This is a genomic window from Agrobacterium sp. (assembly GCF_059499945.1).
On the sequence record NZ_JCABZP010000003.1, the window covers coordinates 555,288 to 582,131 of the forward strand.

Consider the following 26,844-nt stretch of genomic DNA (forward strand, 5'->3'; position numbering starts at 1 on the left):
ATCCGGGCGCTTTTTTCTCGTATTCAAGCGTCAGTGGCGCCGCAGAACGGCAAGCCCGATGTCCCGCAGCATCTCGTGATCGAGAATGCCCCGCTGGGCGCTGCGGATAAGAACCGCTGCGCACTCATTGGCAACGTGGCTACTGCGATCTTGAAAACACTCGAAACATACGCCATCGAAAATATTCTGCAGATCGGTAATCTGCTCCGGCGACAATTGTGCGCCAACCCGTTCAAAAGCTGCGTACGACAAGGCTCATCCTCCTGATGATATGCCAAGTATCGTTTCTTTTTTTTCGTGGACATCAAATTTGTACACCCGAACGAATCACTTGTCGAATCAGATTTTAACCAAATGTAAATAGGTTATTTTCTGGCCTCCTCCACCGCCATATTCCGTAGGAAGGAGATAAAACCCAATCGAAACAACATCTTCTCCCTGGCGCGCTCTTGTTTCGGTTCCCGGCCGCCCTTGCACTGCGGAAAAACGTGCAGCCGCGTGGATTTCCACCGAAACCGCAAAAGAAACTGTTGCATTCCAAAAACGATTGAGCGATATAGCACCCGTCGCCGCTTCGGTGGCCCACGGTTCAGCGAACTACCCCGGACCGGTGGATTTGAGCGGGTGTAGCTCAGGGGTAGAGCACAACCTTGCCAAGGTTGGGGTCGAGGGTTCAAATCCCTTCGCCCGCTCCAGTTTTCCCAGCAGATACAGAACTATCAAAAAAGAATTTCAGCTCTGCACCATGATTGGCTGTGCCACAGGCATGGCGTTCAGCCGCATTGCGCGTTGAACAGAGGCCGGAAGATGCCACTGATCACCTCACTCCATCAAAGTATTATTCATTACTTTTACATAATTTATTCAAAGTAAAAATGAATATTAAATGCATATCCGCTAATAATACATAATTATTTCTTAATTTGCCAAGTATATAATTCCCCATCAAAGTGCATGATGCCGACACAGAACCCATGAAGGGATCAATTTCCTATCGGAGTTGTTGCCATGAGAAATATTCCTGTCGTTGGAAAATTCCTGACGGTATTTGCGCTGTTCGGCATTTGCGCAATCTTGATCGCGGCTTATTCCGCAGTGCAGATCAAGACAATCGACAAGAGCTATAGCGACCTTATCGAGCATGACAGCGCGGCAGCCCTCAACCTGGCACTGGCAAACCATGCCTTGTTGAACGGACGCGCCGCTTTGGCCGATATGATGATTGCCTTTACGGAAGAGGGCAATGCCGCCGCCGAAGTCGAGGCAAAGGCCACGCGTGGGGAATTTGCCCAGTTGATGGATAAGGCCATCGCCTCGGTCCCCGGTGACAGCCGTCTGCCCGCACTCAAGGACGAAGCGCTGAGACTCTACAATGTTACGTGCAAGAATGCCTGGAATCTGGGCCGCACCGCATCGAACGTGGAGGAGGCACTGGCATCGCAAAAGGCATTCGGCATGGAATGCCAGCCGGTCTTCGCCAGGATCGGCGCGAAACTGACGCAGATCGCCACGGAAATCACAACCCGCAACGACACGGAGAGCGGCGCTCTGACGGAGACGAGCGACCAGACCGCGCTGATTACCGTCGTAGCGGTCATCCTCGGTTTCCTTACGGTGGTCGTCGCCGGATATTTCGCGATCCGCACCTGGCTTGTCACGCCGATGCAGGGGCTTGCCGGCACCATGCAGAGGCTTGCCAATGGCGACCTTTCCGCCAACATCGACGGAACGGACCGGCGCGATGAGGTCGGCACCATGGCCAAGGCCGTGCAGATCTTCAAGGACAACGAGCTGAAGGCCCGCCGGCTGGAAGCGGATGCGGCCCAGGTGCGCGACCAGTCCGAAGCGGACCGTCAAAGGGCCGCCGATATAGACCGCAGGCGCGCGGCGGAAATGGCGGAGGCGACAAGCGGTCTGGCAGGCGGCCTGAAGCATATGGCCGACGGCGACCTCTCCTATCAGCTGACGACGCCTTTCGCGGCGGATTTCGAAAGCCTGCGGGCGGACTTCAATATGGCCGTCGGTCAGTTGAACAAGACATTGCTCTCGGTTGCCGAGGTCACGGCGACGATCGATGGCGGCTCGCAGGAACTGAATTCGAGTGCGGGAGACCTGTCGCACCGTACCGAAACACAGGCCGCTTCGCTGGAGGAAACAGCCGCCGCGCTCGACCAGATCACCAGCAACGTCAGCAATTCGACGAAGCGCACGGAAGAGGCGCGAAGCGTGGCGGTGGAGGCGAACCGATCGGCGCAAACCTCCGGTCAGGTCGTCGCAAATGCGGTTGACGCCATGAAGCGCATCGAGAGCTCCTCAAGCCAGATTTCCAACATCATCGGCGTCATCGACGAGATTGCCTTCCAGACCAACCTTCTGGCGCTCAATGCAGGGGTCGAGGCGGCCCGTGCGGGTGAGGCGGGCAAAGGTTTTGCGGTTGTCGCGCAGGAAGTGCGTGAGCTGGCGCAGCGTTCGGCGCAGGCAGCCAAGGAAATCAAGGAGCTTATCCGCAACTCCGCCGACGAGGTTCAAAACGGCGTCAAACTCGTGACCGCCACGGGCGATGCCCTGAAGGTTATTGAAGGCCACGTCATCGCCATCAATACGCAGCTCGACGCCATCGCAACCTCCGCAAGGGAGCAGTCGGTCGGCCTGGCCGAGGTCAACAGCGCGGTCAACCAGATGGATCAGGTGACGCAGCAGAATGCCGCGATGGTCGAAAGGGCCAAGGCCTCCAGCACATCGCTTGCCGGCGATGCCGAGACGCTCCGCGAAATCATCGGCCAGTTCAGGCTCGACGGCACCGCCGCAACCGCCCGCAAAACCCGAAACGCCCATCAGCCATCGACGCAGCTGCGCGTTGCGGACAATGCCCAGCCGAGACCATCGCCGGCACGGCGCATGATGGGCCAGGTGGCCGCGGCACTCGGCGTATCCACCGCGTCAAAAGAGCAGAGCTGGGCGGAATTCTAATACCATCCACTCAAAAGACACCCGGATCACTATCCGGGTGTCGTGAAGTTGGTGACAAAGGTTGAAAATCTCTCCTCCGTCATGCCGGGCTTGACCCGGCATCCAGCCATGGCGCGTCGGCGCCATGAAAGGAATCTTCCGCGATCAATGACTTGATCGCACTGGACCCCGGATCAAGTCCGGGGTGACGTCCCATGCCCGCCCTGATAATCAGGCAACCTCGTCCCACTCAGGCGCGAGCCCATCCGGCGAGACAATACGGCCATCCTGCTTGGCGAGCGCATGGATCGTCGCCATTTCATCGGCCGAAAGCTCGAAATCGAAGATGGCGAGATTTTCATCGACACGGGCTTCGCTGACCGTTTTCGACAGGGCGACGACACCCTGCTGCTGCACGAGCCAGCGCAGCACCACCTGCGCCACAGACTTGCCCCGGCTTGCGGCGATCTCCTTCAGCACCGGGTCGGCAAACACCTTGCCATCGGCCATGCCGTAATAGCCCGTTACCGACATGCCGGCAGCCTTGGCGGCAGCGATAACCACGTCCTGATCGATATAGGGGTGGTATTCGATCTGGTTGGTCACGATCGGAGCCTTGGAAAGCTTCACCGCCTCGGCCATCAGCGCCGTATTGAAGTTGGAGACGCCGATATGGCGCACCTTGCCGGCTTGCCTCACCTCGTTCAGCGCTCCGATCTGTTCGGCAAGCGAGACCGCGTCGTTCGGCCAATGCAGCAGCAGCAGGTCGACATAATCGGTCTTCAGCTTTTTCAGGCTCTCGTCGACGGAGGCGAGGAAGGCCTCGTGCTTGTAGTTCTCGACCCAGACCTTGGTGGTGAGAAACACCTCGCCGCGTGCAATGCCCGAAGCAGCAATGGCTTCGCCGACCTCGGCTTCGTTGCCATAGATCTGGGCGGTATCGATATGACGGAAACCGGCCTTCAGCGCATGCGGAACGATGCGCAGGACATCGGGGCCGGGAATGCGGAAGGTGCCGAAGCCGAGCGCCGGGATCGAAGCGCCATTTGCGGTGACATCAAACATATATTTTCTCCTTTGAGGTTGCCCGGCCAGCCTGGGACATGGCCGGGAATTTTGCGAAAAGCTCAGGCGGTTTTCAGCGTCAGCGCGGCACGGCGGTCGAGCGCGCTGCTCCAGAGGGTCAAAAGCAGGGCGATGGCGACGAGGATGGCGCCGACCCAGGGCGTTGCAGCAAGGCCCATCGGCGATTCCACCACCAGACCGCCGAGCCATGCGCCAATCGCGATGCCGAGATTGAAGGCGGCGATATTGAGCGCCGAGGCGACATCGACCGCGCCGGGACGGTGTTCCTTGGCAAGCTGCACGACATAAAGCTGCAGGCCGGGAACATTGGCGAAGGACAGGAAACCGAGCGCGGCAAGCGTGATAAGCGTCAACACCGGCGAAACGGCCGTAAAGGAGAAGACGAGCAGCACGATGGCTTGCGCGAGGAAGAGACCGATCAGCGCCTTGGCCGGGTTATGGTTGGCGATCCTGCCGCCGCCAATATTGCCGGCCGCAATGGCGATGCCATAGAGCACGAGGATCAGGCTGACGCTCTTTTCCGAAAAGCCGGTCACATCCTGCAGGATCGGCGCAAGGAAGGTGAAGGCGACGAAGGTGCCGCCGTAACCGAGCGCGGTCATGGCGAAAACGATGAGCAGGCGGCCGGAACCGAGAACGCAGACCTGATCGAAGAGGCTTGCCGGCGGCGCTTTCTTGAGCGTGTTCGGCAGAAGCGTGGCGATGCCCAGGAAGGCAATCACGCCAAGGGCGGCAACAGCCCAGAAGGTTGCGCGCCAGCCGAAGACCTGCCCGATATAGGTGCCGAGCGGAACCCCGGTGACGATGGCGACCGTCAGCCCCATGAACATCATGGCGATGGCCGAGGCGCGGCGGTTTTCCGGCACGAGATCGGCGGCGATGGTGGAGCCGACCGAGAAGAAGACGCCATGGGCGAAGGCGGCAATGACCCGGGCGACGAGCAGCATCTCATAGCTCGGCGACAGGGCCGCAGCGCTGTTGCCGACGATGAACAGGGCCATGAGGCCGAGCAGCAGCGGCTTTCTTTCGATCCGGCCGGTCAGCGCTGTCAGGATCGGCGCGCCGAAGGTGACGCCAAGCGCGTAGACGCTGACGATGAGACCGGCCAGCGGCAGGGTGATGTGAAGATCGTTGGCAACCGTCGGCAGCAGGCCGACGATGACAAATTCCGTTGTTCCGATCGCATAGGCCGCGATCGTCAGGGCAAATATGGCCAATGGCATGATGACTACCTCTCCGCCCGGAGCGGGATCGCGGGCGTTCTGGACAGCAGGACTGTCGGTTTGGATCATTTGGACAGCGGCGCTGTCCGGTTGGATCAAATCTATGGATGCAATATGGGCGAAGGGGACTTGCATGATAATCGGCAAGATCGGATAAACGCCTTTGAATTGATTTCACAGATGGTGAGGCGATGGACAACAGGGCCGGAGAAATGGAAGTCTTCGTGGCAGCGGCGGAACTCGGCAGCTTTTCCGCGGCCGGGCGCAGGCTGAAGCTTTCTCCCTCGGCGGTGAGCAAGCTTGTCACACGCATCGAAGACCGCCTCGGCACGCGACTGCTGGCCCGCTCCACCCGGCTTGTCACGCTCACACCGGAGGGCGAAGTCTATCTGGCGCGGGCAAGGCGCATTCTCGCCGACATCACTGAAACGGAGCAGATCGTGGCGAGCGGCGGCAAGGTGGTGCCGCGCGGCCTGCTGCGCGTCAATGCGACGCTGGGCTTCGGGGAACGTTATCTCCTGCCGCTTGCACCGGAATTTCTGTCGCTTTATCCGGAGATCGAGCTGGATATCTCGCTGACCGATGGCGTCATCAGCCTGATCGAGGAACGCACCGATATTGCGATCCGCTCCGGCGCCATGGGCGATTCATCCCTGAAGGCAAGAAAGCTGAAAGAAGTCCGCCGCGTCATCGTCGCCTCCCCTGCCTATATCGAAAAACACGGCATGCCGGAAAAACCGCAGGATCTGGCGCAGCACAATTGCCTGAGCTTCAATTTCAGCCGCAGCCTCAACGAATGGCCCTTCCGCGATCCCGGATCGACGGAGGTGTATCGCTTCCCCATCACCGGCAATGCATCGGTCAATAGCGGCATGGCGATGCGCAGGCTCTGCCTCACGGGTCTCGGACTAGGAAGGGTCGGGGAATTTCATATCGAACCCGATATCAAGGCCGGCCTGCTCATCCCTGTCCTTGAGGACTATAATGCCGAGGACATGGAGGTAATCCACGCGGTTTATGCCGGCCACGAGCATCTCGCCGCCCGCGTGCGCGCCTTCATCGATTTCCTCGCCACAAGGGTCGGGCGCTGATTGGGCCGGAAGGTGATTGGCCGCCTCACACCAGGCCGTGAACGAGCTTTGCCAGCCAGTCGACGAAAACGCGGACCTTGTTGGTCACATGCCGGGTTTGTGGATAGACCACATAGATCGGCATGGCTTCGCGCCGCCATTCGGAAAGCACCGGCACCAGTTCACCCCGCGAAAGCGCATCCCTCACCATGAAGACGGGAAGCTGCACGATGCCCATGCCGGCCAGTGCCGCGTTGAGATAGGTACGGCTGTCATTGACCGAGACGACATAGTTCGGGGTCAGTTCAACGCTGCGCACACCATTGTCGAAGGAGGCCGGCATGATCTGGCCGGTGGTGGCATTGAGGTAGCCCACCGAATAATGATCCTTCTCCAGATCCTCCGGTTCTCGCGGCATGCCGAAGTTTTCGATGTAGGATGGCGAGGCGAATGTTTCGAACCGGAGTTCGCCCACTTTTCGGGCAATCAGCGACTGATCGCGCAGCACGCCGACCCGGAGTGCGCAGTCGACATTCTCCGCGATGTAATCGACCAGACGGTCGCCGACACCGAGATCGAGACGGATATGCGGATAACGCTGGTAAAATTCGCAAAGATGTGGGATAACCACCAGGTCCGCGAAGACACCGGCCATTTCCACCCGCAACCGGCCGGATGGCTGCACTTGTGCGCTGGACATGCTGCCGTCAAGTTCTTCGATTTCCGATAAAATCTGTGAGGCCCGCTCATAATAGAGAGCGCCGTCCGTTGTCAGCATCACCCGGCGCGTGGTGCGGTTGAGAAGTGTGGTGTGCAAATGCGCCTCAAGCGCCTGCACCATGTTGGTGACAGTGGTTTTCGGCATGTTCAGCGCGGTGGCGGCGCGGCTGAAATTGCCGGTTTCCACAACTCGCGTAAAAACCCGCATGGCGGAGAGCTGATCCATTCACTGCCTCGGAGATATGATTATCCGTGATTTCGGAATAGTGTTTTCAAATTTGCATGCTTGATCGTTTCGATCCGAACAATAATATGGATTTCAGATTTTGCAATACGATCCGCCTATTGGTGGCGGCGCAAAGGATCTGGAGTCATGAACGCGCATTGGGAAAACATCGGCAGCAGCGAAGCGTCCGCGCCGAAGCTCTCCGTGCGCCGTTATGAAGGTTCCTGCCTCTGCAGCCATCCGCCTGTCGTGCTTTATCTGCGCGGCGGATCCTTTCTGGAACCCGGCCTCGAGCCGGGCGGCAATTGCCCCGAGCTTCCGGTGGCCCGCGCGCTTGCGGAAAGCGGTGCAGTGGTCGTGGAAGCCGATTACAGCAAGCCGTCCGGCAACGAGTTTCCGATGGTGATCGACTGCGCCTATGAGGCGCTCGATCATCTGAGCCGGGATCGCAAGCACTATGGCGGCGCGAAATCGCTGCTGTTTGTGGCCGGCGAAGAAGCAGGCGGCAATGTGGCGGCGGGGCTTGCCTTGAAGGCCCGTGACCGCATGCCGGGCAAGCTCGCAGGCCAGATTCTTCTGTCGCCCATGATCGACCCGATGATGACGACGGAATCCTTCCGCGACGCGGACAGGATCGGCATGCGCCAGCGTTGGGCCGATGGCTGGAGCCATTACCTTGCCAAGGCGTGCGGGTTCTTCCACCCCTATGCCGCGCCCTGCCAGTGCACGCGGCTGAACCGGGTGGCGCCGGCGCTGATCTTTACGGCCGAGGACGACCCTCTGCGCGACGAAACGGTCAATTATGCAGACCGCCTCATCGCCTCAGGCGTCAGCGTCCGGCAGCATGTTTTTCCCGCCGGCGTCGGCTGGACGGGGCTCTATCAAGGAGAGGGCGGCGGATGGGTCTCATCCGTCTGTTCGGAATTCAAGACCTTCGTTGACCAGTTGAAACACTGAATACCGCATTTATTGAGAAACTGACCGGCTCCTGATCCGAGCCAAGGAGAAACCCATGACGCTGAACACCAAGCGCCGGGCCCTGACGGGTGCCGGTATCGGGCTGGCTATGTCCGTTGCAGCCGCAGCATTGTTTTTCGACCTCCCCACCAGCCGCGATGCAACGGCCGCTTCCACCCCGGCTGAAACACCAGCGATCCCGGTTACCGTCGCCAAGGTGGAAAGCCGTGACGTGATGCGCTGGGAAGAATTTTCCGGCCGTCTCGAAGCCGTTGACCGGGTGCAGATCCGCTCCCGCGTCGCCGGCCAGATCAAGGCCGTGCATTTCCGCGAAGGCGCGCTGGTGAAGGAAGGCGATCCCCTCTTCACCATCGATCCGGCCCCCTATCAGGCTGCCGTTGCAGGCGCTGAAGGACAGGTCGCTTCCGCCGAAGCCAAGGTCAGCCTGGCGAAGACGGAACTCGACCGTGGCCGCAGGCTTTCCGACAACCGCACCATCTCCCAGAGCGATCTCGACCAGCGCCAGAGCTCGTTTGCGGATGCCGAAGCCCAGCTTCGCGCCGCCCGCGCAGCACTGACCACGGCCCAGCTTGATCTCGGTTATACCGAAATCATCGCACCGGTTTCCGGCAGGGTCGGCCGCATCGAAATCACCGCCGGCAACCTCGTCGCCGCCGGCTCGACCTCGCCTGCACTGACGACGCTGGTATCGGTCAACCCGATCTATGCCAGCTTCAACGCCAGCGAAGGCACGGTTGCGAAGGCGCTTGCCGAACTGCCGAAAACCGATGGCGCCCTGCCCGCTCTCGAACAGATCCCTGTCGAAATCGGCACGCTTTCGGATGAGGGCACGCCGATCAAGGGCACCCTGCACCTGATCGACAACCAGGTGGATTCGGCAAGCGGCACCATCGGTGTCCGCGCCATCTTCGACAATCCGGACGGCAGGCTCATTCCGGGCCAGTTCGTGCGGGTGCGCATGGGCGAACCGAAGCCGGAAAACCGCATCGTCATCAGCGACCGCGCCATCGGCACGGATCAGGACAAGCGTTTCGTCTTCGTGGTCGATGCCGAAAACAAGGTGAGCTACCGCCAGATCAAGCCGGGTGCACCGGCTGATGGCCAGCGCATCATCGACAGCGGCCTTGCCGCCGGTGATACGATCGTCGTCAACGGCCTGCAGCGCATTCGCCCCGGTGCAACCATCGCACCACAGGCGGAGGACAAGGTTGCTGCCTCGCAGTAAGTAACCGCCTTTTTGATCAATAAGCGTCCCGCCCTCCCGCGAGACGCCCCTTCAGACAGAACCGGCCTTCACCGGCGGCAGAAAAGCCGCCGGAACGGCCTTTGCATTCCAAAATATACCCGGAGAGGGACTGGATATGAATATTTCCAGATTTTTTGTCGACAGGCCGGTATTCGCCGGCGTTCTGTCGATCCTGATTGTGGTGGCAGGCCTTCTTGGCATGCGCGCCCTGCCGATTTCCGAATATCCGGAAGTCGTTCCGCCATCCGTCGTCGTCCGCGCCACCTATCCGGGTGCGAACCCGGCCGTTATCGCTGAAACCGTCGCCACGCCGCTTGAAGAACAGATCAACGGTGTCGAAGGCATGCTCTATATGGGCAGTCAGGCGACATCCGACGGCGTGCTGACGCTGACCGTGACCTTCAAGCTCGGTACCGACCCCGACAAGGCGCAGCAGCTGGTGCAGAACCGCGTTTCGCAGGCCGAACCGCGCCTGCCGGCGGAAGTCCGCGCACTCGGCATCACGACGGTCAAGAGCTCACCCGACTTCATCATGGTCGTCAATCTGGTGTCGAAAACCGACGCCTATGACATCACCTACCTGCGTAACTACGCAACGCTGAACGTCAAGGATCGCCTCGCCCGCATCGAAGGCGTGGGCCAGGTGCAGGTCTTCGGCGCAGGTGACTATTCCATGCGCGTCTGGCTCGATCCGCAGAAGGTCGCCGAACACGATCTGGCTGCCAGCGACGTCTCCGACGCCATCCGCCAGCAGAACGTACAGGCGGCAGCCGGTGTCATCGGCGCTTCGCCGAGCCCCAACGGCGTCGACCTGCAGCTCAACGTCAATGCCCAGGGCCGTCTGACGACGCCGGAAGAATTCGGCAACATCATCGTCAAGAGCGGCGCCAACGGCGAAATCACCCGCCTGCGCGATGTCGCCCGCATTGAACTCGGTGCTGCCGATTACACGCTGCGCTCGCTGCTCGACGGTGAACCCGCCGTGGCTGTGGCAGTTCTCCAGGCCCCCGGCTCCAACGCCATCGAAATCGCCGACAATGTCCGCGCCACGATGGACAATCTGCAGCTGGCAATGCCTGACGGCGTGAAATACGAGATCGTCTACGACACGACGAAATTCGTGCGCTCCTCCATCGAAAAGGTCGTTGATACACTCCTCGAGGCCGTTGGCCTCGTGGTGCTGGTCGTCATCCTCTTCCTGCAGACATGGCGCGCATCGATCATTCCGCTGATCGCCGTTCCGGTCTCGATCATCGGCACCTTCGCCGTCATGTATGCTTTCGGGTTTTCCATCAACGCGCTAACGCTGTTCGGGCTGGTGCTCGCCATCGGCATCGTGGTGGATGACGCGATCGTGGTCGTCGAAAACGTCGAACGAAACATCGAAAACGGGCTCTCGCCGCGTGACGCCACCTATAAGGCGATGCGTGAAGTGTCCGGACCAATCATCGCAATCGCGCTGGTTCTGGTTGCGGTCTTCGTGCCTCTTGCCTTTATCTCCGGCCTCTCAGGCCAGTTCTACCGGCAGTTCGCACTGACCATCGCCATCTCCACCGTCATTTCGGCGATCAATTCGCTGACGCTGTCACCCGCTCTCGCGGCACTGCTGCTCAAAGAGCACGGTGCACCGAAAGACTGGCTGACCCGCTTCATGGACCGGATTTTCGGCTGGTTCTTCCGCGGCTTCAACCGCGCCTTCGGCGCCGCCTCAAACGGCTATGGCAAGACCGTGGGCGGGCTGGTGACGCGCAAGAGCCTGGTGATGCTGGTCTATATGGCGCTGGTGGCTGCAACCTACGGCATGTTCACGACCGTTCCGAGCGGCTTCGTGCCGGCGCAGGACAAGCAGTACCTGATCGGCTTTGCCCAGCTTCCTGATGGCGCAACACTCGACCGGACGGAAAGCGTCATCAAGCGGATGAGCGATATCGCCATGGAAACGCCCGGCGTCAGCCACGCCATCGCCTTCCCGGGCCTGTCGATCAACGGCTTCACCATCGGCTCCAACTCCGGCATCGTCTTCGCGATTCTCGATGACTTCGAAAAGCGCAAGACGCCGGAACTGTCCGGCGGCGCCATCGCCATGCAGCTGAACCAGAAATATGCGGGCATTCAGGATGCCTTCATCGCCATGTTCCCGCCGCCGCCGGTCAACGGTCTCGGCCAGACGGGCGGCTTCAAGCTGCAGATCGAGGACCGCGCCGGTTACGGCTACCAGACGCTTGACGAAGCGGCGAAAGCCGTGATCGCCAAGGCATACCAGACGCCGGAGCTGGCGGGCATCTTCTCCAGCTTCCAGATCAACGTGCCGCAGCTCTTCGCCGATCTCGATCGCGCCAAGGCCGAGCAGCTGGGCGTTTCGGTCAGCGACGTCTTCCAGACGCTGCAGATCTATCTGGGTTCGCTCTATGTCAACGACTTCAACGCCTTCGGGCGGACATACAGCGTGCGTGTGCAGGCGGATGCGCAGTTCCGCGCCCATGCGGAAGATATCGGCCGCCTGAAGGTTCGCTCCGCAACGGGTCAGATGATCCCGCTTTCGACGCTGCTGAAGGTGGATGCGACGACGGGACCGGAACGCACCAACCGTTATAACGGCTTCCTTGCAGCCGATATCAACGGCGGTCCGGCACCGGGCTATTCCTCTGGACAGGCGCAGGCGGCGATGGAGAAAATCCTCGCGGAGAACCTGCCGGCCGGGATTGACTACGAATGGACGGACCTGACCTACCAGCAGATTCTGGCCGGCAACTCCAGCATCGTGGTCTTCCCGCTGGCGCTGCTCTTGGTTTACCTCGTGCTGGCTGCGCAATATGAAAGCCTCACATTGCCGATCGCGATCATTCTGATCGTGCCACTCGGTGTGCTCGCGGCCCTGACCGGCGTCTGGCTGACGGGAGGGGATAACAACATCTTTACGCAGATCGGCCTTGTCGTCCTTGTGGGCTTGTCGGCGAAGAACGCGATCCTGATCGTGGAATTCGCCCGCGAGCTGGAATTCGAGGGACGAACGCCGCTTCAGGCGGCGGTCGAGGCAAGCCGGCTTCGCCTTCGCCCGATCCTGATGACCTCGCTCGCCTTCATCATGGGCGTGGTGCCGCTGGTCGTCTCGACAGGTGCGGGTGCCGAAATGCGCGCGGCCATGGGTGTCGCTGTCTTCTCCGGCATGATCGGCGTGACGTTCTTCGGCATCTTCATGACACCGGTCTTCTACGTGCTGGTGCGCAAGCTGTCGGGCAACCGCCCGCTCATCCAGCACAAGCAGGAAGAACCGGCCAATTCGGACTACAAGCTCGAAAAGGCCGGCTGAGACCATACTCCCATCCACCGCCACCTTCGACGCAAGCCCGCCGCGCATCCCCCCGGATGCGCGGCGTTTTTCATGGGCGGGAACGTCTATGCAACCATCCTGAAATAGAATCAGATTCAAATGCTTAAGTGACAAATACGCCTATATTGTCCCACTTTAAAACCGTCAAAAATCAATATAGCGCCATCACACGAAGAGAACCGCAAGAAACAGCGCTATTTTATGCTTTGTATTTTGTGGTAATTTCCAAGAACAGGGTGATTCGGACTAAATGATTTAGTTCAGGGGCTACATGATGGAGCAGGACTACGAAAGCTGGGCAACGACCGTTGCCTATTCGATAGTGATGCATGAGGGTCTTGATCTCGCGCTTTCCGCGCAAAATCTCGACAGAGGCAAGACCAGAAACAATCGCGAGCGGTTGATGGAAGCCATTCGCACATCCTTGCTGGAAGCGCGCTCGCGTAGCCACTTGACGGCGGTGCAGCGGATTTAACGCCGGCCTGGCTCCGGACTTTGCCTGCGGCATAGCTTGCCGTGGCAAGATCAGATCGGAAGCAAGTCGGTCCGAACCGCGGCCTTCAGCGGCAGATGGTCCGAGGCGATACGCGCCAGCGCGCTGTCATGCGCCTCCACCTGCTCGATCAGCCCTTTTCGATTGGCGATGATCCTGTCGAGCGCCAACACCGGCAGGTTGGACGGAAAACTCGGCACCGCCGGAGGCAGGGCGCCGAAAGCATCCCGGAACGTATTGAGCGACGAACCGTTGCCGAGACGCCATTCATTCAGGTCTCCCATGAGAATGGTCGCGCATTCGTTGCGCGCTTCCAGAAGGCCGATCAGCGCTTTCGCCTGCTGGGCGCGGGAATGCCTGAGAAGGCCGAAATGGGCGGCGATGACCCGCAGCGTGCCGCCGCTTTTCAGATCCAGTTCCACGACGAGCGCGCCGCGCGGCTCCAGCCCCGGCAATTTCAGCGTATGCACATCCCTGACGGCGCCTTCCTTGAACAGGACGACATTGCCGTGCCAGCCATGGGCCTTCACACCGGCCAGCACCGGCACTGGGATGAGGCCGCTTTCCCGCTCCAGCCGGGCGAGATCAAGCAGGCCGGTGCGTTCGCCGAAACGGCTATCCGCCTCCTGAAGCGCGATGATGTCAGCACCGATTTCCTGAATGACGCGGCTGGTGCGATCGGGATCGAACTTGCGGTCACGGCCAACGCATTTATGCACATTGTAGGAGGCGATCACCGGAAAGGAGTGATCTTTCGTCGCCGGTGCCGCACTCTGCCGCTGACGGCGGTCGCGCAGCGACTGCATGACGAAAGCGGACAGGCTGGTGTTTTTCGTCAAAGCCGTTTTTTCATCCTCCAGCAAACCGTTCTTTTTCACGCGTTTATGCCTCCGGTCTCGCGCTGCGCCCTGTCGGACGCACCGCACTCTAAAGATAAGGCGAAGCGAGCCACAGGACACGCTCCACAAAACGGACAACGAATGGCCGCGCATTCAGTTCGCTGAGCCGCACGGGCAAGGCGGTCGCACGTGCATCCCGGATGCGCTTCCCGATCGTTGCTGCGAATTCCTCATCCATAACTTCGAGATCGATCTCAAAGTTCAACCGCAAAGAACGCGGATCGAGATTGGAAGAACCGATGTAGCTCCAGCGCCCGTCGATCACCAGAAGCTTGGAATGGTTGAAAGCCCCCGTCGCCCGCCAGATGCGGCAATAATTCTTCAGCATCTGGTCGAATTGCGCCGTCATCGCCCTGTCCACAAGCACCAGATTGTTGCTTTTCGGCACGATGATATCCACCACGACCCCCCGCCTCGCTGCGGTAATGAGCGCCGAAATAAGCTCCCGATCGGGGAGAAAATAGGGCGACATGATGAGAATGGAGGAACGGGCGACGGAAAATGCCCCCATCAGCATCTTGTGACTGGTCTCGATGCTCCTGTCCGGCCCCGAGGAGCAGACGCGGGCGACGATCTGCGAGCCCGGCACGCCGTCGGGAATGGCGATATCCCAGACCGGCGCATCCAGAAGCTCCTTTGTCGTGAAGCGCCAGTCCTCCGCCGCGATGGAGAAAAAATCCGATACCACCGGTCCGGTGATCTTGAAATGCGTGTCGTGCGACTGGCTTTCGCCGCCAAATTCCAGCGTGAACCCCTCGCGGATATTCATGCCGCCGCTAAATGCAATGCGCCCGTCCACCACGAGGATTTTGCGGTGGGTGCGCAGATTGGCATAGGGCAGCCGCAGCCCCATGATGACATTGCCGTTGAAGACATCGCAGACGATGCCCTTTTCCCTGAGCGTCGGCAGGATGCTCGGCACGGAATAACGCGCGCCCACCGCATCCACCAGCACACGCACCTCCACGCCGCGAAACTTCGCTCTTTCGAGCGCCGCGACAAAACGGGCGCCGATCCGGTCATTGTCGAAAATATATGTTTCGAGAATGATCGACCGCTTCGCCTCCCCGATCGCCTCCAGCATGGCGGCATAGGCCGCGTCTCCGGTCACAAGCGGCTCGATACCGTTGCCGGTCGTCAACGCATGGCGCGTCACCCGGTCGCCCAGCGTCTTCATAGCCTCGAAACGCCGTCCGAAGCGCGCGGCGATCATGTCCCCGCTCGCATCCAGACGCGCCACGCGATCCATGATCTCGTCCAGCATGAAGGACCGCTTCTGCGTGATATTGGACCGGCGGATGCGGTTGATGCCGGCAATCGCATAGATGACCGCGCCGACGATGGGCGACAGCACGATAACACCGACCCAGCCAAGCGCGGAGCGGACCTCCTCCTTCGTCATCGTGGCATGCACGGCCGCCACGGTTCCCATCAAAATCGAGAGAACGGCAAGGATATGCGGCCAATAGGCAATGACGAGATCAAGCATGGTACAACTATAGAGTACTTCGGCAATCCCGCAATGACACGCAGGTGACGCTGGCAGAGACAAAGAACCTGACCGCGCCATGCTTTTGCGGGACAGACCCTTGCGGGATTAACGGTGGAAACCGGGCTTGCGATATGTCATGAGAGCGCATCTTGATCTTTGGCAGTGGCAGGGCGAGGTGCACTTGCGGGCTTTCTGCCTCGTTTGAAAGCAAGAAGGCCGTGATGCAGGAAAATACACAGGGCGCTGTCATCGTCATTTCCAGCCATGTCATGCGTGGCTCCGTCGGCAACCGCGCGGCGGTCTTTGCGCTTGAGACGCTGGGTTATCCGGTCTGGGCGGTGCCCACCATCGTCATGCCCTGGCATCCCGGCCACGGCCCGTCCACCCGCATGCGCTTTCAGGACGACGATTTCGACAAGGCAATGACCGACCTCGAAAACGCCAAATGGATCGGCGAGGTCAAGGCTGTCCTGACCGGTTATTTCGGCAGCGCGGCGCAGGTGCGCTCCGTCGCAAGGCTGATCCGCAATCTGAAGGAAAAGAACCCGTCGCTGATTTATGCCTGTGACCCGGTCATGGGCGATCTGGGCGGGCTTTACATTCCCCTTGAGACTGCCGAAGCCATCCGTGATCACCTCATCCCGCTTGCCACGGTCGCCACGCCAAACCGTTATGAACTGGCCTGGATGAGCGGCGCCGAGCTTGAGACCAACAATGCCATCATGGATGCCGCACTTTCCCTCGGCCCGCCGAAAATGCTGGTCACCTCAGCCGTGCCGATGATGACGGGCGGCACCGGCAACCTCTACCTCAGCGGCCGCCACGCACTGCTTGCCGAACATCGCGCCATCGAAAATGCGCCGAACGGTCTCGGCGACCTGATGTCGGCGCTGTTCCTCGCCCGCCTGCTGGAAGGTCTCGATGATGAAAAGGCGCTGCAGCTGGCAACCGCCAGCGTCTTCGAAATTCTGGCCCGCACCAAAAAACGCGACATGAACGAACTGACGCTGGAGACCGACTCTTCAAGTCTCTCCACACCCATGGCCATGGTGCAGATGCGTCATCTCTTGCATCCTTCGCGCAGCAAGCGCAAATAGCGACTAGAGCATTTCCAGGAAAAGTGGCCCCCGGTTTTCCGGCTGGAAATGCGGAAACAAGGAGTTGGAGCGGCTTCGCGGTTCGAAGAAAAGCGAAAATGCTCCAAAGGATTGGTCTTCAACGCACCGAGTTCTTCTCTTGATCTTGGTCCAAGCACAACGGTACTGCGATAGATGAAAGATTTTCCGGAAAACCTTCTCAACGGCTACAAGAACTTCATGAGCGGTCGTTATGTCGACGAACGCGAAAGATATCGCGTTCTGGCCGAGACCGGACAGAAACCGCAGACCCTGTTCATTGCCTGTTGTGACTCCCGTTCGGCGCCGGAAACCATTTTCGACTGCGGACCGGGAGAGCTTTTCGTCATGCGGAACGTCGCCAACATGGTGCCGCCCTATGAGCCGGATGGACAGTACCACGCCACCTCCGCCGCCATCGAATATGCCGTGCAGGTTCTGAAGGTGAAGGACATCGTCGTCATGGGCCACGGCCGCTGCGGCGGCATTCAGGCAGCACTCGATCCCAATCTCGAGCCACTGTCACCCGGCGATTTCATCGGTAAATGGATGAACATGGTCAAGTCGGCGGCCGAACAGATCCAGAGCAACGACATCATGACCGCCTCCGAGCGTCAGACGGCACTGGAGCGCGTTTCCATCCGCAACTCCATCGCCAATCTGCGCGGCTTCCCCTTCGTCAAGGCGCAGGAAACCGCCGGCAAGGTGAAGCTGCACGGCGCATGGTTCGATATTTCGACCGGAGAATTGTGGGTGATGGACAGCAAAACGGGCGACTTTCGCCGCCCGGACCTGTGATTGAAGCGGATTGAGAGAGCGAGACGTCCTGGGTGGCCATTAATCTGCCCGGCAATCAAACCTCTCCTTCGTCATCCTCGGGCTTGACCCGAGGATGACGTCGGTTATGCGGGAAACCTCTGTCGGACGCTACGTCGCCGGATGCCGGATCAAGTCCGGCATGACGAAAGCGAAATTTTAGTCCGCAGAAACAGCCTTATTGGCCGTCGATCGCCTTGCCGATGAACGCAATGGCCTGCTGGTAGACGCTTGCAGCGTTCCAGCCCTGAATGGCGGCATAGTTCGCCTGACCCTGCTGATAGCCCGCACCACGCTGCCAGCCATGGCCGACGAGGAAGTTCGCGGTGGAAGCCAGCGCATCGGCGCGCGAGCCGACGAGATCGATACGGCCGTCGCGGTCGAAATCCACGCCATAGCGCACGACGTTCAGCGGCAGGAACTGCGTCTGGCCGATTTCACCATGGGCAGCGCCCTTGGCGTTGACGTTCAGCGAGCCGCTGCCAACGAGCTTCAGCGCCGCATAAAGCTGCTCGGTGAAATAATCCGAACGACGGCAGTCGAAGGAAAGCGTCGCAACGGCGGAAAGCGTATGCTGGTTGCCCATGAAGCCGCCAAAACCGGTTTCCATGCCCCAGATGGCGAGCAGCGGACCAGCCGGCACGCCGTAAGCGCGTTCGATGGACGCAAACAGAGCTGCATTGTTCTTCTTCATGGTCTTGCCGCGTGAAATGATCGTCTGACCACCGCGCTTCTGCATGAACTGTTCGAAGGACAGCTTGAAGCTGTGCTGACCGCGATCGGCGCGGATCGTCGCCTGGTTGTAGGAGACGCCGGAGAAGGCACGGTCAAGCACCGAGGCGCTGACGCCGCGGCCCGCGGCTTCCTGCTTGAAGGCGCCGACCCAGGCATCAAAGCCCGCCGAGGTGTTGCTGCATTGTGCAGCCATAACCGGCGTCGCTGCCAGAACCGAAACCATGGCCACACCAGCCAGAATTACCTTCATTGCCCGCATCAAAATCTGCCTTCGATATCCTTTGGGGAATTTTTCCCGAGAACCAAACCGTCAATACTGTATGATTCAGGTGCCAAAACTGTCTTTTGGCGGCCTAAATTGCCTTTCGACAGCAAGGCCTGCAAATAAACTGGCCGTGATCTCGCCAATTATAAAACCCGCCTGCCCCACACAGAACAGACGGGTTATACTTAACGAACCTTAAAAAATCGTATCGTAGATCAGGCAGCCGCCTTGCGGGGCTTGATGAGACCACGATTGACCAGGAGTTCGGCGATCTGGATGGCATTGAGGGCAGCGCCCTTGCGCAGATTGTCCGAAACAACCCAGATGTTGAGGCCGTTTTCAACCGTCGCATCTTCGCGGATACGCGAGATGTAGGTTGCGTCCTCACCGGCGGATTCGACCGGGGTGATGTAGCCGCCATCTTCATGCTTGTCGATGACGAGGCAACCCGGCGCTTCGCGCAGGATGTCACGCGCCTGATCGGCGGTGATCTCGTTTTCGAACTCGATGTTGACAGATTCCGAATGACCGATGAAGACCGGAACGCGCACAGCCGTGCAGGTTACCTTGATCTTCGGATCGAGCATCTTCTTGGTTTCCGCCAGAACCTTCCACTCTTCCTTTGTATAGCCGTCTTCCATGAAGACATCGATATGCGGAATGACGTTGAAGGCGATACGCTTGGTGAACTTCTTGGTTTCGACCGGATCGGCCACGAAGACGGCGCGGGTCTGCTGGAACAGCTCGTCCATGCCTTCCTTGCCGGCGCCGGAAACGGACTGGTAGGTGGAGACAACGACGCGCTTGATCTTGGCGAAGTCATGCAGCGGCTTCAGCGCGACGACGAGCTGTGCCGTGGAGCAATTCGGGTTGGCAATGATGTTCTTCTTGGTGAAGCCCGCTACCGCATCAGCGTTGACTTCGGGAACGATCAGCGGAACGTCCTGATCGTAGCGCCATGCGGACGAGTTATCGATGACGACGCAGCCCTGCTGGCCGATCTTCGGCGACCACTTCTTGGACACATCACCGCCGGCAGACATCAGGCAAATATCGGTGTCGGAAAAATCGTAGTTTTCGAGGTTCGAGACCTTCAGCGTGCGATCGCCATAGGAGACTTCCGTGCCCTGCGAACGGGCGGAAGCAAGAGGCACGACTTCATCGGCGGGAAAACCGCGTTCGGCCAGGATATTGAGCATTTCGCGACCGACGTTGCCGGTGGCGCCTGCAATTGCAACTTTGAAACCCATGATCAAGCTCTCTTTCTGTCTCTCCTCTTTTTGGTGAGGTGGGAACCCGCATTAGATCGCGGCTTCCACGATCCCCGGCCAAACCGGGGAGAGAGCGGTGGCCAGAGACGTCAGACGGTTTTAATCGTCGTTTTGGCCGTAATTCGGATAGAATAAGAAAGGCGCGGATCATCGCCGGCGGATTGTGCCGGTCCTTCCATGACGAACATGTCTGCAACATGCATGCGCAAGGTGATGCTCCTTCTTCGCCAGAAGCTATTAGAAGGTTTCTTGTTTGTGTCAAGAAAAAAGGCGCGTTTCAGGCCATCCGGTGCGGGCAGGCCAAAACCGCCCTGCGACATTTTTGCACATTATACATTAGACTAAAGTCATAATCCGAAAGCATCGCTCTTATTGGGGTTAATTTTCTGTCACTCTGACATCACGCGCATTGCAGCCGCAAGGTTTGCCCGGAGGAGAGAGATGGGCTCCGCAATGCGCCGATTGGGACATCTGTGGAGGACAGACAATGGCAAATGTTGCAGCCGTAAGCGGCGCAGCCCGTCCGATGACGGGTGAAGAGAAGAAGGTGATTTTCGCCTCTTCTCTCGGAACGGTCTTCGAATGGTATGACTTCTATCTATACGGCTCGCTCGCGATCTATATCGGCGCGAACTTCTTCAGCCAATATCCGGAAACGACACGTAACATCTTCGCGCTTCTGGCTTTTGCCGCCGGCTTCCTCGTGCGCCCCTTCGGCGCGCTGGTATTCGGGCGTCTGGGCGATATCGTCGGCCGCAAATATACCTTTCTGGTCACGATCCTCATCATGGGCGTCTCGACCTTCCTCGTCGGCGTGCTGCCCAGCGCATCGCAGATCGGCATTGCCGCTCCGATCATCCTGATCGCGCTGCGCATGCTGCAGGGTCTGGCGCTTGGCGGTGAATATGGCGGTGCTGCAACTTACGTGGCCGAACACGCGCCCAACGGCCGCAGGGGCTATTACACCTCGTGGATCCAGACGACGGCGACGCTCGGCCTGTTCCTCTCGCTGGTGGTCATCCTCGGTGTGCAGTTCGCACTCGGCAAGGAAGCCTTCGCCGCCTGGGGCTGGCGCATTCCCTTCCTCGTTTCCGTTCTGCTGCTCGGCGTATCCGTCTGGATCCGTCTGAAAATGAACGAATCCCCCGCCTTCAAGAAGATGAAGGAAGAGGGCAAGACCTCCAAGGCCCCGCTCAGCGAAGCCTTCGGCCAGTGGAAAAACGCCAAGATCGCCCTGCTTGCCCTCGTCGGCGCCGTCATTGGCCAGGCCGTCGTCTGGTACACCGGCCAGTTCTACGCGCTGTTCTTCCTGCAGAGCATTCTGAAGGTGGACGGGCAATCGGCCAACATCATGGTCGCGGCAGCGCTCATCCTCGGCACCAGCTTCTTCGTGATCTTCGGCTGGCTTTCCGACAAGATCGGCCGCAAGCCGATCATCATGGCCGGTCTCGTTCTCGCAATGCTGACCTACTTCCCGCTGTTCAAGGCGCTCACCTGGGCGGGCAACCCGGCACTTGCGCAAGCGCAGGCCAGCGTTCGCGCCACCGTGACCGCAGCTCCGGGCGACTGCAAATTCCAGTTCAATCCGACAGGCACGGCGAAATTCACCACATCCTGCGATATCGCCACCTCGTTCCTGACGCGCAACTCCGTTCCCTATGACGTCGTTGCGGGAGCGGCCGGCGAACCGGCGAGCGTCAAGATCGGCGACGCCACCATCGCCAGCTACGACGCCATCGCAGCCGGCGCGGATGCATCTGCAAAGGACAAGGCCTTCCAGAAGCAGGTCAACACCGCGTTGCACAACGGCGGCTACCCGCTGGTGCGCGGTGCGGCACAGGTGCCGGATGCGAAACTGGACGCCTTCATCGCAGCCAACCCGGAGCTCAACCTCAATGCGGTAGCCGTTCGTGCCGCCGACAAGAAGATGGTCGCAACCGACAAGCTGGTGGCGGACAAGCTGCTGACGCCGGCCGAGACCGCCGGAGCGACTGAGATGGCCGTCTACACCATTGCCGGCGGCGGCGCCTTCGCCATGGTGGCCGATCCGGCCGCCGTGAACTGGGTCGTCATCATCGCGGTCCTGACCGTGCTCGTCATCTATGTGACGATGGTCTATGGCCCGATCGCGGCCCTGCTGGTCGAACTGTTCCCGACCCGCATCCGCTACTCCGGCATGTCGCTGCCCTATCACATCGGCAACGGCTGGTTTGGCGGCCTTCTGCCTGCCACCGCCTTCGCGATGAGCGCGGCGAAAGGCGACATCTATTACGGCCTCTGGTATCCGATCGTTTTCGCAGGCATCACGCTCGTCGTCGGCCTGCTGTTCCTGCCGGAAACCAAGGATCGCGACATCCACACCATGGATTGAGCGACAACCTGAAGGACATTTTCGGAACCCGGCGCGCAGGCGCCGGGTTTTTTTATTGCGCCACGGGCCAGCATATCGAACGAGCCTGTCGCAGGGGGCTGTCATTCCGTCGCAGGCAAGACAAAATCAATATGGAGACAAAGCCCCCCTGAATGGGTTATGACCCCCCTGTATTTTCAGGCAGAGGGAGAGCCATTTTGAAGATCGGGACGCCTAAGGAATTATATGAGGGCGAAGCGCGCGTCGGCATGACGCCCGACAGCGCCCAGGCATTGCAGAAACTCGGATATGATTGCATCCTCGAAACCGGTGCAGGCAAGGCGGCGGGATTTTCCGACGACGCCTATCGCGCAGCCGGTGTCACCATCGTCGATAGCGCCGAAGCGCTTTACGCCGGCGCTGATATCATCGCCAAGGTTCGCCCGCCGGAAACGTCGGAGATTGATCGCCTGTCTTCGGACAAGACGCTGATCTCGTTCTTCTATCCCGCCCAGAACAAGGACCTTCTGGAGCAGGCCAAGGAAAAGGGCGCAAATGTCATCGCCATGGACATGGTGCCGCGCATTTCCCGCGCCCAGAAGATGGACGCGCTGTCCTCCATGGCCAACATCGCCGGTTATCGCGCCGTCATCGAGGCGGGCAATAATTTCGGCCGCTTCTTCACCGGTCAGGTGACCGCCGCCGGCAAGGTGCCGCCCGCCAAGGTGCTGGTCATCGGCGCTGGCGTTGCCGGTCTTGCCGCCATCGGCACGGCCACCTCGCTCGGCGCCATCACCTATGCCTTCGACGTGCGCCCGGAAGTAGCCGAACAGATCGAAAGCATGGGCGCTGAATTCGTCTATCTCGATTTCGCCGAACAGAGCCAGGATGGTGCCGCCACCGGCGGTTATGCCGCCCCCTCCTCGCCGGAATTCCGCGAGAAGCAGCTCGAAAAGTTCCGCGAACTCGCTCCGCAGATCGATATCGTCATCACCACCGCGCTCATTCCGGGCCGCGACGCCCCGAAGCTGTGGCTGGCCGACATGGTGGCGGCAATGAAGCCGGGTTCGGTCATCATCGACCTTGCTGCCGAGCGCGGCGGCAATTGCGACCTGACGGTTCCCGACCAGCGCGTCGTTTCCGACAACGGTGTCATCGTCATCGGCTACACGGATTTCCCGAGCCGCATGGCGACGCAGGCCTCGACGCTCTATTCCACCAACATCCGTCACATGATGACCGACCTGACGCCCGCAAAGGACGGCAAGCCGGTTCACAACATGGAAGACGACGTCATCCGCGGCGCGACCGTCACCTATCAGGGCGAGATCACTTTCCCGCCGCCGCCGCCGAAGATCCAGGCCATTGCCGCGCAGAAACCCAAGGAAAGAGCAAAAGAGCTTACGCCTGAGGAAAAGCACGCCAAGGAACGCGCCGAGTTCAAGGCGCAGACGAAAAGTCAGGTCGGCCTGCTGGTCATCGGCACGGCGGTTCTGCTTCTTGTCGGCCTCTATGCGCCGGCAAGCTTCATGAGCCATTTCATCGTCTTCGTGCTCGCCTGCTTTATCGGCTTCTCTGTCATCTGGAATGTCAGCCACTCGCTGCACACGCCGTTGATGGCGGTGACAAACGCGATTTCCGGCATCGTCATTATCGGCGCGCTGCTGCAGATCGGTTCCGGCAACTGGCTGGTGGTGCTCCTTGCCTCGCTTTCCGTCCTGATCGCGACGATCAACATCGTCGGCGGTTTCCTCGTGACACGGCGCATGCTCGCCATGTTCCAGAAGTCCTGAGCCGTGTAGGGGACACTTTATGACCATTGGTATCGTTTCCGCGGCCTATGTTGCCGCAGCCGTTCTTTTCATCCTTTCCCTCGGCGGCCTTTCCGGACAGGAAAGCGCCAAACGCGCCGTCTGGTACGGCATAACAGGCATGGGTCTCGCCATTGTCGCCACCGTCTTCGGACCTGACGTCGGCAACTGGTTCATCGTGCTTCTGATGCTGGCGGGTGGCTCCGTTCTCGGTTACTTCGTCGCAAACCGCGTGCAGATGACCGAGATGCCGCAGCTTGTTGCCGCACTCCACTCCTTCGTCGGTCTTGCCGCCGTCTTCATCGGCTTCAATGCCCATATCGAAGAAGCGCATGTCGCTTCGCTCGATGAGACGGCGCGTTCGTTGTTGACCGGCTTTTCCGCCCTCCTCGCCCACAAGACGCCGGTAGAACTGGCCATCATGAAGGTCGAGGTCTTCCTCGGCGTCTTCATCGGTGCCGTCACCTTCACCGGTTCGGTCGTTGCCTTCGGCAAGCTTGCCGGCAAGGTGGACGGCAAGGCGAAGAAGCTGCCGGGCGGACATGTCCTCAATGCAAGCGCTGCGATCCTGTCGCTCGTGCTGCTCCTCATGTATTGCAACGGTGCCGGCGCATGGACGCTGGTGCTGATGACGCTGGCCGCCTTCTTCATCGGCTATCACCTGATCATGGGCATCGGCGGCGCCGACATGCCTGTCGTCGTCTCGATGCTGAACAGCTATTCCGGCTGGGCAGCCGCCGCCATCGGCTTCACGCTCGGCAACGATCTCCTGATCGTGACAGGCGCGCTGGTCGGTTCCTCGGGTGCGATCCTGTCCTACATCATGTGCAAGGCCATGAACCGCTCCTTCGTCTCTGTCATCCTCGGCGGCTTCGGCGGCACGACGGGTCCGGCGATGGAAATCGATGGCGAACAGGTAGCGATCGATGCCGAAGGCGTTGCTTCGGCGCTGAACGATGCCGACAGCGTTATCATCGTGCCCGGTTACGGCATGGCGGTGGCACAGGCACAGAGCGCGGTCTCCGAACTGACCCGCAAGCTGCGCGCTGACGGCAAGACCGTGCGTTTCGCCATCCACCCGGTGGCGGGCCGCCTTCCCGGCCACATGAACGTGCTGCTGGCCGAAGCAAAGGTGCCTTACGACATCGTGCTGGAAATGGACGAGATCAACGACGACTTCCCCAATACCGACGTCGTTATCGTCATCGGCTCCAACGACATCGTCAACCCGGCGGCACAGGACGATCCGAACTCACCCATCGCCGGCATGCCGGTTCTGGAAGTGTGGAAGTCCAAGCTGGTCATCGTCTCCAAGCGCGGTCAGGGAACGGGTTATTCCGGCATCGAGAACCCGCTGTTCTACAAGGACAATACCCGCATGTTCTACGGCGACGCCAAGAAGTCGATCAACGATCTTCTGCCGCTGATCAAGTAACGGAAAGGGCGTTTCCGGGAGACCGGAAACGCCCTTTCGAATTCTGAGAACGCATTCCACCTTGACGTCATCCTCGGGCTTGACCCGAGGATCCATCGCGCGTCGGGTTGTGGATCCTCGGGTCAGGCCCGAGGATACGACGGTGGGGTTCGGGCTGGTAATCAGCCAAAACGGTCGCCTCAAAGCACCCGGTAACGCCGGTTGAAATACAGCAGCGCTTCTTCGCCCTCATTGATCTTCATATCGACGACATCGCAGATCAGGATATCGTGCGTGCCGCCATCATGCGCCTCGCGGATGCGGCAATCGAAGGAAACGAGCGCGTCTTCCAGAACCGGAGCGCCGGTTTCGAGCACGCCCCAGCGCCCGGCGGCGAAACGTTCTTCCACCGGCGTCTTGCCGCCGAACAGGGTGCTCAGCGCCTCGTGCTTCGAGGCAAGCGTGTTGACGCAGATGACGCCGTTGCTCTTCACCACCCTGTAGGCGGAAGCATTGCGATTGAGGCAGACGAGCAAGGTAGGCGGATTGTCGGAAACGCTGCAAACGGCCGTCGCTGCAAAACCCGCACGTCCAGCCACACCATCAGTGGTGACGATGTTGACCGCCGCACCGAGCCGCGCCATGGCGTTTCTGTATTCGAGGCTGCGCTGCTCAGCAGTCTTCGTCTCCATTTCCGCTTCCTTTTCAAGAGACATCATCCGCATCTAACCCATCCTTCCTTAACAGGCCATCAAGCCAGTACACAGGCGTCTTCAAAGCCAAGGCGTGGCAGGCGGCCAAAGAGCTTGGACGGATCGCCGTAGCCGAGATTGATCAGGAAATTGGATTTCCACGTCGTGCCCGCGAAAAACGCCGTATCCACTTTGCCTTTGTCAAAACCGGACATCGCCCCGGTATCCAGTCCCAACGAGCGGGCCGCAATAATGAGATAACCCGCCTGCAAAGTGGCATTGCGGAAGGCCGTTTCCTCGGCGACGGCCGGGCTGGAGGTAAACCACGAACGCGCGTCAGCATGTGGAAACAGCACCGGCAGTTTCTCGTAAAATTCGCGGTCGATAGCAGCGATCACCGTCACCGGTGCAGCCATGGTCTTTTCGAGATTGCCCGAAGAAAGCGCGGGCCTCAGCTTTTCCTTGGCTTCCGGGCTGCGCACGAACACGAAACGCGCCGGCGAGCAATTGGCCGAGGTCGGCCCCATCTTCGTCAGATCGTAAAGTGCTCTCAGTGTCTCGTCGCCGACCGGCTTGTCAGCCCAGCCATTATGGGTGCGTGCCGCGGTGAAAAGTGCTGCAAGTGCCTTGTCGTCGAGTGCTGTCGTCATCGTCTTAAAAAT

22 protein-coding genes and 1 tRNA gene are annotated in these 26,844 nt (G+C 59.9%); 12 read left to right on the forward strand and 11 right to left on the reverse strand.

Annotated elements, in window-relative coordinates; translation table 11 throughout:
- Positions 1–30: 30 nt before the first annotated feature.
- Entirely contained in the window at positions 31–252 is a 222-nt protein-coding gene (locus AC5I5B_RS04905) for a hypothetical protein (protein ID WP_004429892.1), read from the reverse strand.
- A 368-nt stretch (positions 253–620) separates the two neighbouring features.
- Here AC5I5B_RS04905 and AC5I5B_RS04910 point away from each other — a divergent pair.
- Positions 621–695: transfer RNA gene (locus AC5I5B_RS04910), tRNA-Gly, on the forward strand.
- 313 nt (positions 696–1,008) lie between these two features.
- Complete coding sequence (locus AC5I5B_RS04915; protein WP_111798237.1) at positions 1,009–2,970, forward strand: methyl-accepting chemotaxis protein; 1,962 nt, start codon at positions 1,009–1,011, stop codon at positions 2,968–2,970.
- A 210-nt stretch (positions 2,971–3,180) separates the two neighbouring features.
- Here AC5I5B_RS04915 and AC5I5B_RS04920 read toward each other — a convergent pair whose 3' ends face one another.
- Both AC5I5B_RS04920 and AC5I5B_RS04925 read right to left on the reverse strand, forming a co-directional pair.
- Positions 3,181–4,014, reverse strand: coding sequence for an aldo/keto reductase (locus AC5I5B_RS04920; protein WP_129565100.1), 834 nt, complete (start codon positions 4,012–4,014; stop codon positions 3,181–3,183).
- A 62-nt stretch (positions 4,015–4,076) separates the two neighbouring features.
- Complete coding sequence (locus AC5I5B_RS04925) at positions 4,077–5,258, reverse strand: MFS transporter (RefSeq protein ID WP_129565101.1); 1,182 nt, start codon at positions 5,256–5,258, stop codon at positions 4,077–4,079.
- A 191-nt stretch (positions 5,259–5,449) separates the two neighbouring features.
- On the opposite strand from AC5I5B_RS04925, the gene AC5I5B_RS04930 reads away from it, so the two are divergent.
- A complete protein-coding gene (locus AC5I5B_RS04930; protein WP_020808778.1) occupies positions 5,450–6,349 on the forward strand; it encodes a LysR family transcriptional regulator in 900 nt (299 codons plus the stop codon).
- Between the two features lie 25 nt (positions 6,350–6,374).
- Here the strand turns inward: AC5I5B_RS04930 and AC5I5B_RS04935 are convergent, their stop codons facing one another.
- A complete protein-coding gene (locus AC5I5B_RS04935) occupies positions 6,375–7,274 on the reverse strand; it encodes a LysR family transcriptional regulator (protein ID WP_003504061.1) in 900 nt (299 codons plus the stop codon).
- 147 nt (positions 7,275–7,421) lie between these two features.
- Between AC5I5B_RS04935 and AC5I5B_RS04940 the strand changes: the two genes are divergently transcribed.
- The 4 genes from AC5I5B_RS04940 to AC5I5B_RS04955 all read left to right on the forward strand — a co-directional run bounded on the left by AC5I5B_RS04940 (position 7,422) and on the right by AC5I5B_RS04955 (position 13,304).
- On the forward strand, positions 7,422–8,231 hold the full coding sequence (locus AC5I5B_RS04940) for an alpha/beta hydrolase fold domain-containing protein (protein ID WP_020011674.1): 810 nt from the start codon (positions 7,422–7,424) through the stop codon (positions 8,229–8,231).
- Between the two features lie 55 nt (positions 8,232–8,286).
- Entirely contained in the window at positions 8,287–9,477 is a 1,191-nt protein-coding gene (locus AC5I5B_RS04945; protein ID WP_080864148.1) for an efflux RND transporter periplasmic adaptor subunit, read from the forward strand.
- Positions 9,478–9,613: 136 nt separating this feature from the next.
- Positions 9,614–12,808 (forward strand): efflux RND transporter permease subunit, encoded by a 3,195-nt coding sequence (locus AC5I5B_RS04950; RefSeq protein ID WP_003504054.1) that lies wholly within the window; start codon positions 9,614–9,616, stop codon positions 12,806–12,808.
- A gap of 292 nt (positions 12,809–13,100) precedes the next feature.
- Positions 13,101–13,304 (forward strand): hypothetical protein, encoded by a 204-nt coding sequence (locus AC5I5B_RS04955; protein WP_162692635.1) that lies wholly within the window; start codon positions 13,101–13,103, stop codon positions 13,302–13,304.
- A 50-nt stretch (positions 13,305–13,354) separates the two neighbouring features.
- Here AC5I5B_RS04955 and AC5I5B_RS04960 read toward each other — a convergent pair whose 3' ends face one another.
- Both AC5I5B_RS04960 and AC5I5B_RS04965 read right to left on the reverse strand, forming a co-directional pair.
- Positions 13,355–14,200, reverse strand: a complete 846-nt coding sequence (locus tag AC5I5B_RS04960) for an endonuclease/exonuclease/phosphatase family protein (protein ID WP_111835092.1) — start codon at positions 14,198–14,200, stop codon at positions 13,355–13,357.
- Between the two features lie 49 nt (positions 14,201–14,249).
- Positions 14,250–15,710 (reverse strand): phospholipase D-like domain-containing protein, encoded by a 1,461-nt coding sequence (locus AC5I5B_RS04965; protein ID WP_111835093.1) that lies wholly within the window; start codon positions 15,708–15,710, stop codon positions 14,250–14,252.
- Between the two features lie 224 nt (positions 15,711–15,934).
- Here AC5I5B_RS04965 and pdxY point away from each other — a divergent pair, with 224 nt between their 5' ends.
- Complete coding sequence (pdxY, locus tag AC5I5B_RS04970; RefSeq protein ID WP_003504045.1) at positions 15,935–16,810, forward strand: pyridoxal kinase PdxY; 876 nt, start codon at positions 15,935–15,937, stop codon at positions 16,808–16,810.
- A 174-nt stretch (positions 16,811–16,984) separates the two neighbouring features.
- Positions 16,985–17,626 carry a carbonic anhydrase gene (locus AC5I5B_RS04975; protein WP_003504043.1) on the forward strand — a complete coding sequence of 214 codons (642 nt, stop codon included), beginning with the start codon at positions 16,985–16,987 and terminating at the stop codon, positions 17,624–17,626.
- Between the two features lie 196 nt (positions 17,627–17,822).
- Here AC5I5B_RS04975 and AC5I5B_RS04980 read toward each other — a convergent pair whose 3' ends face one another.
- The 3 genes from AC5I5B_RS04980 to AC5I5B_RS04990 all read right to left on the reverse strand — a co-directional run bounded on the left by AC5I5B_RS04980 (position 17,823) and on the right by AC5I5B_RS04990 (position 20,235).
- Positions 17,823–18,638 (reverse strand): lytic murein transglycosylase, encoded by an 816-nt coding sequence (locus AC5I5B_RS04980; RefSeq protein ID WP_003504041.1) that lies wholly within the window; start codon positions 18,636–18,638, stop codon positions 17,823–17,825.
- A 221-nt stretch (positions 18,639–18,859) separates the two neighbouring features.
- A complete protein-coding gene (locus AC5I5B_RS04985; protein ID WP_003504038.1) occupies positions 18,860–19,894 on the reverse strand; it encodes an aspartate-semialdehyde dehydrogenase in 1,035 nt (344 codons plus the stop codon).
- A 110-nt stretch (positions 19,895–20,004) separates the two neighbouring features.
- Positions 20,005–20,235, reverse strand: a complete 231-nt coding sequence (locus AC5I5B_RS04990; RefSeq protein ID WP_003504036.1) for a hypothetical protein — start codon at positions 20,233–20,235, stop codon at positions 20,005–20,007.
- Positions 20,236–20,402: 167 nt separating this feature from the next.
- Here AC5I5B_RS04990 and AC5I5B_RS04995 point away from each other — a divergent pair, with 167 nt between their 5' ends.
- The 3 genes from AC5I5B_RS04995 (at position 20,403) to AC5I5B_RS05005 (ending at position 25,511) form a co-directional block, all read left to right on the forward strand.
- Positions 20,403–22,286: an MFS transporter gene (locus AC5I5B_RS04995; RefSeq protein WP_003504034.1), complete on the forward strand. Its 1,884-nt coding sequence runs from the start codon at positions 20,403–20,405 to the stop codon at positions 22,284–22,286.
- Between the two features lie 197 nt (positions 22,287–22,483).
- On the forward strand, positions 22,484–24,058 hold the full coding sequence (locus AC5I5B_RS05000; protein WP_111834176.1) for a Re/Si-specific NAD(P)(+) transhydrogenase subunit alpha: 1,575 nt from the start codon (positions 22,484–22,486) through the stop codon (positions 24,056–24,058).
- 19 nt (positions 24,059–24,077) lie between these two features.
- Positions 24,078–25,511: an NAD(P)(+) transhydrogenase (Re/Si-specific) subunit beta gene (locus tag AC5I5B_RS05005; RefSeq protein WP_111785240.1), complete on the forward strand. Its 1,434-nt coding sequence runs from the start codon at positions 24,078–24,080 to the stop codon at positions 25,509–25,511.
- A gap of 179 nt (positions 25,512–25,690) precedes the next feature.
- Here AC5I5B_RS05005 and rutF read toward each other — a convergent pair whose 3' ends face one another.
- Complete coding sequence (gene rutF / locus AC5I5B_RS05010) at positions 25,691–26,215, reverse strand: NADH-dependent FMN reductase RutF (protein WP_111792391.1); 525 nt, start codon at positions 26,213–26,215, stop codon at positions 25,691–25,693.
- Between the two features lie 26 nt (positions 26,216–26,241).
- Entirely contained in the window at positions 26,242–26,832 is a 591-nt protein-coding gene (locus tag AC5I5B_RS05015; protein ID WP_107675966.1) for a malonic semialdehyde reductase, read from the reverse strand.
- Positions 26,833–26,844 lie beyond the last annotated feature (12 nt).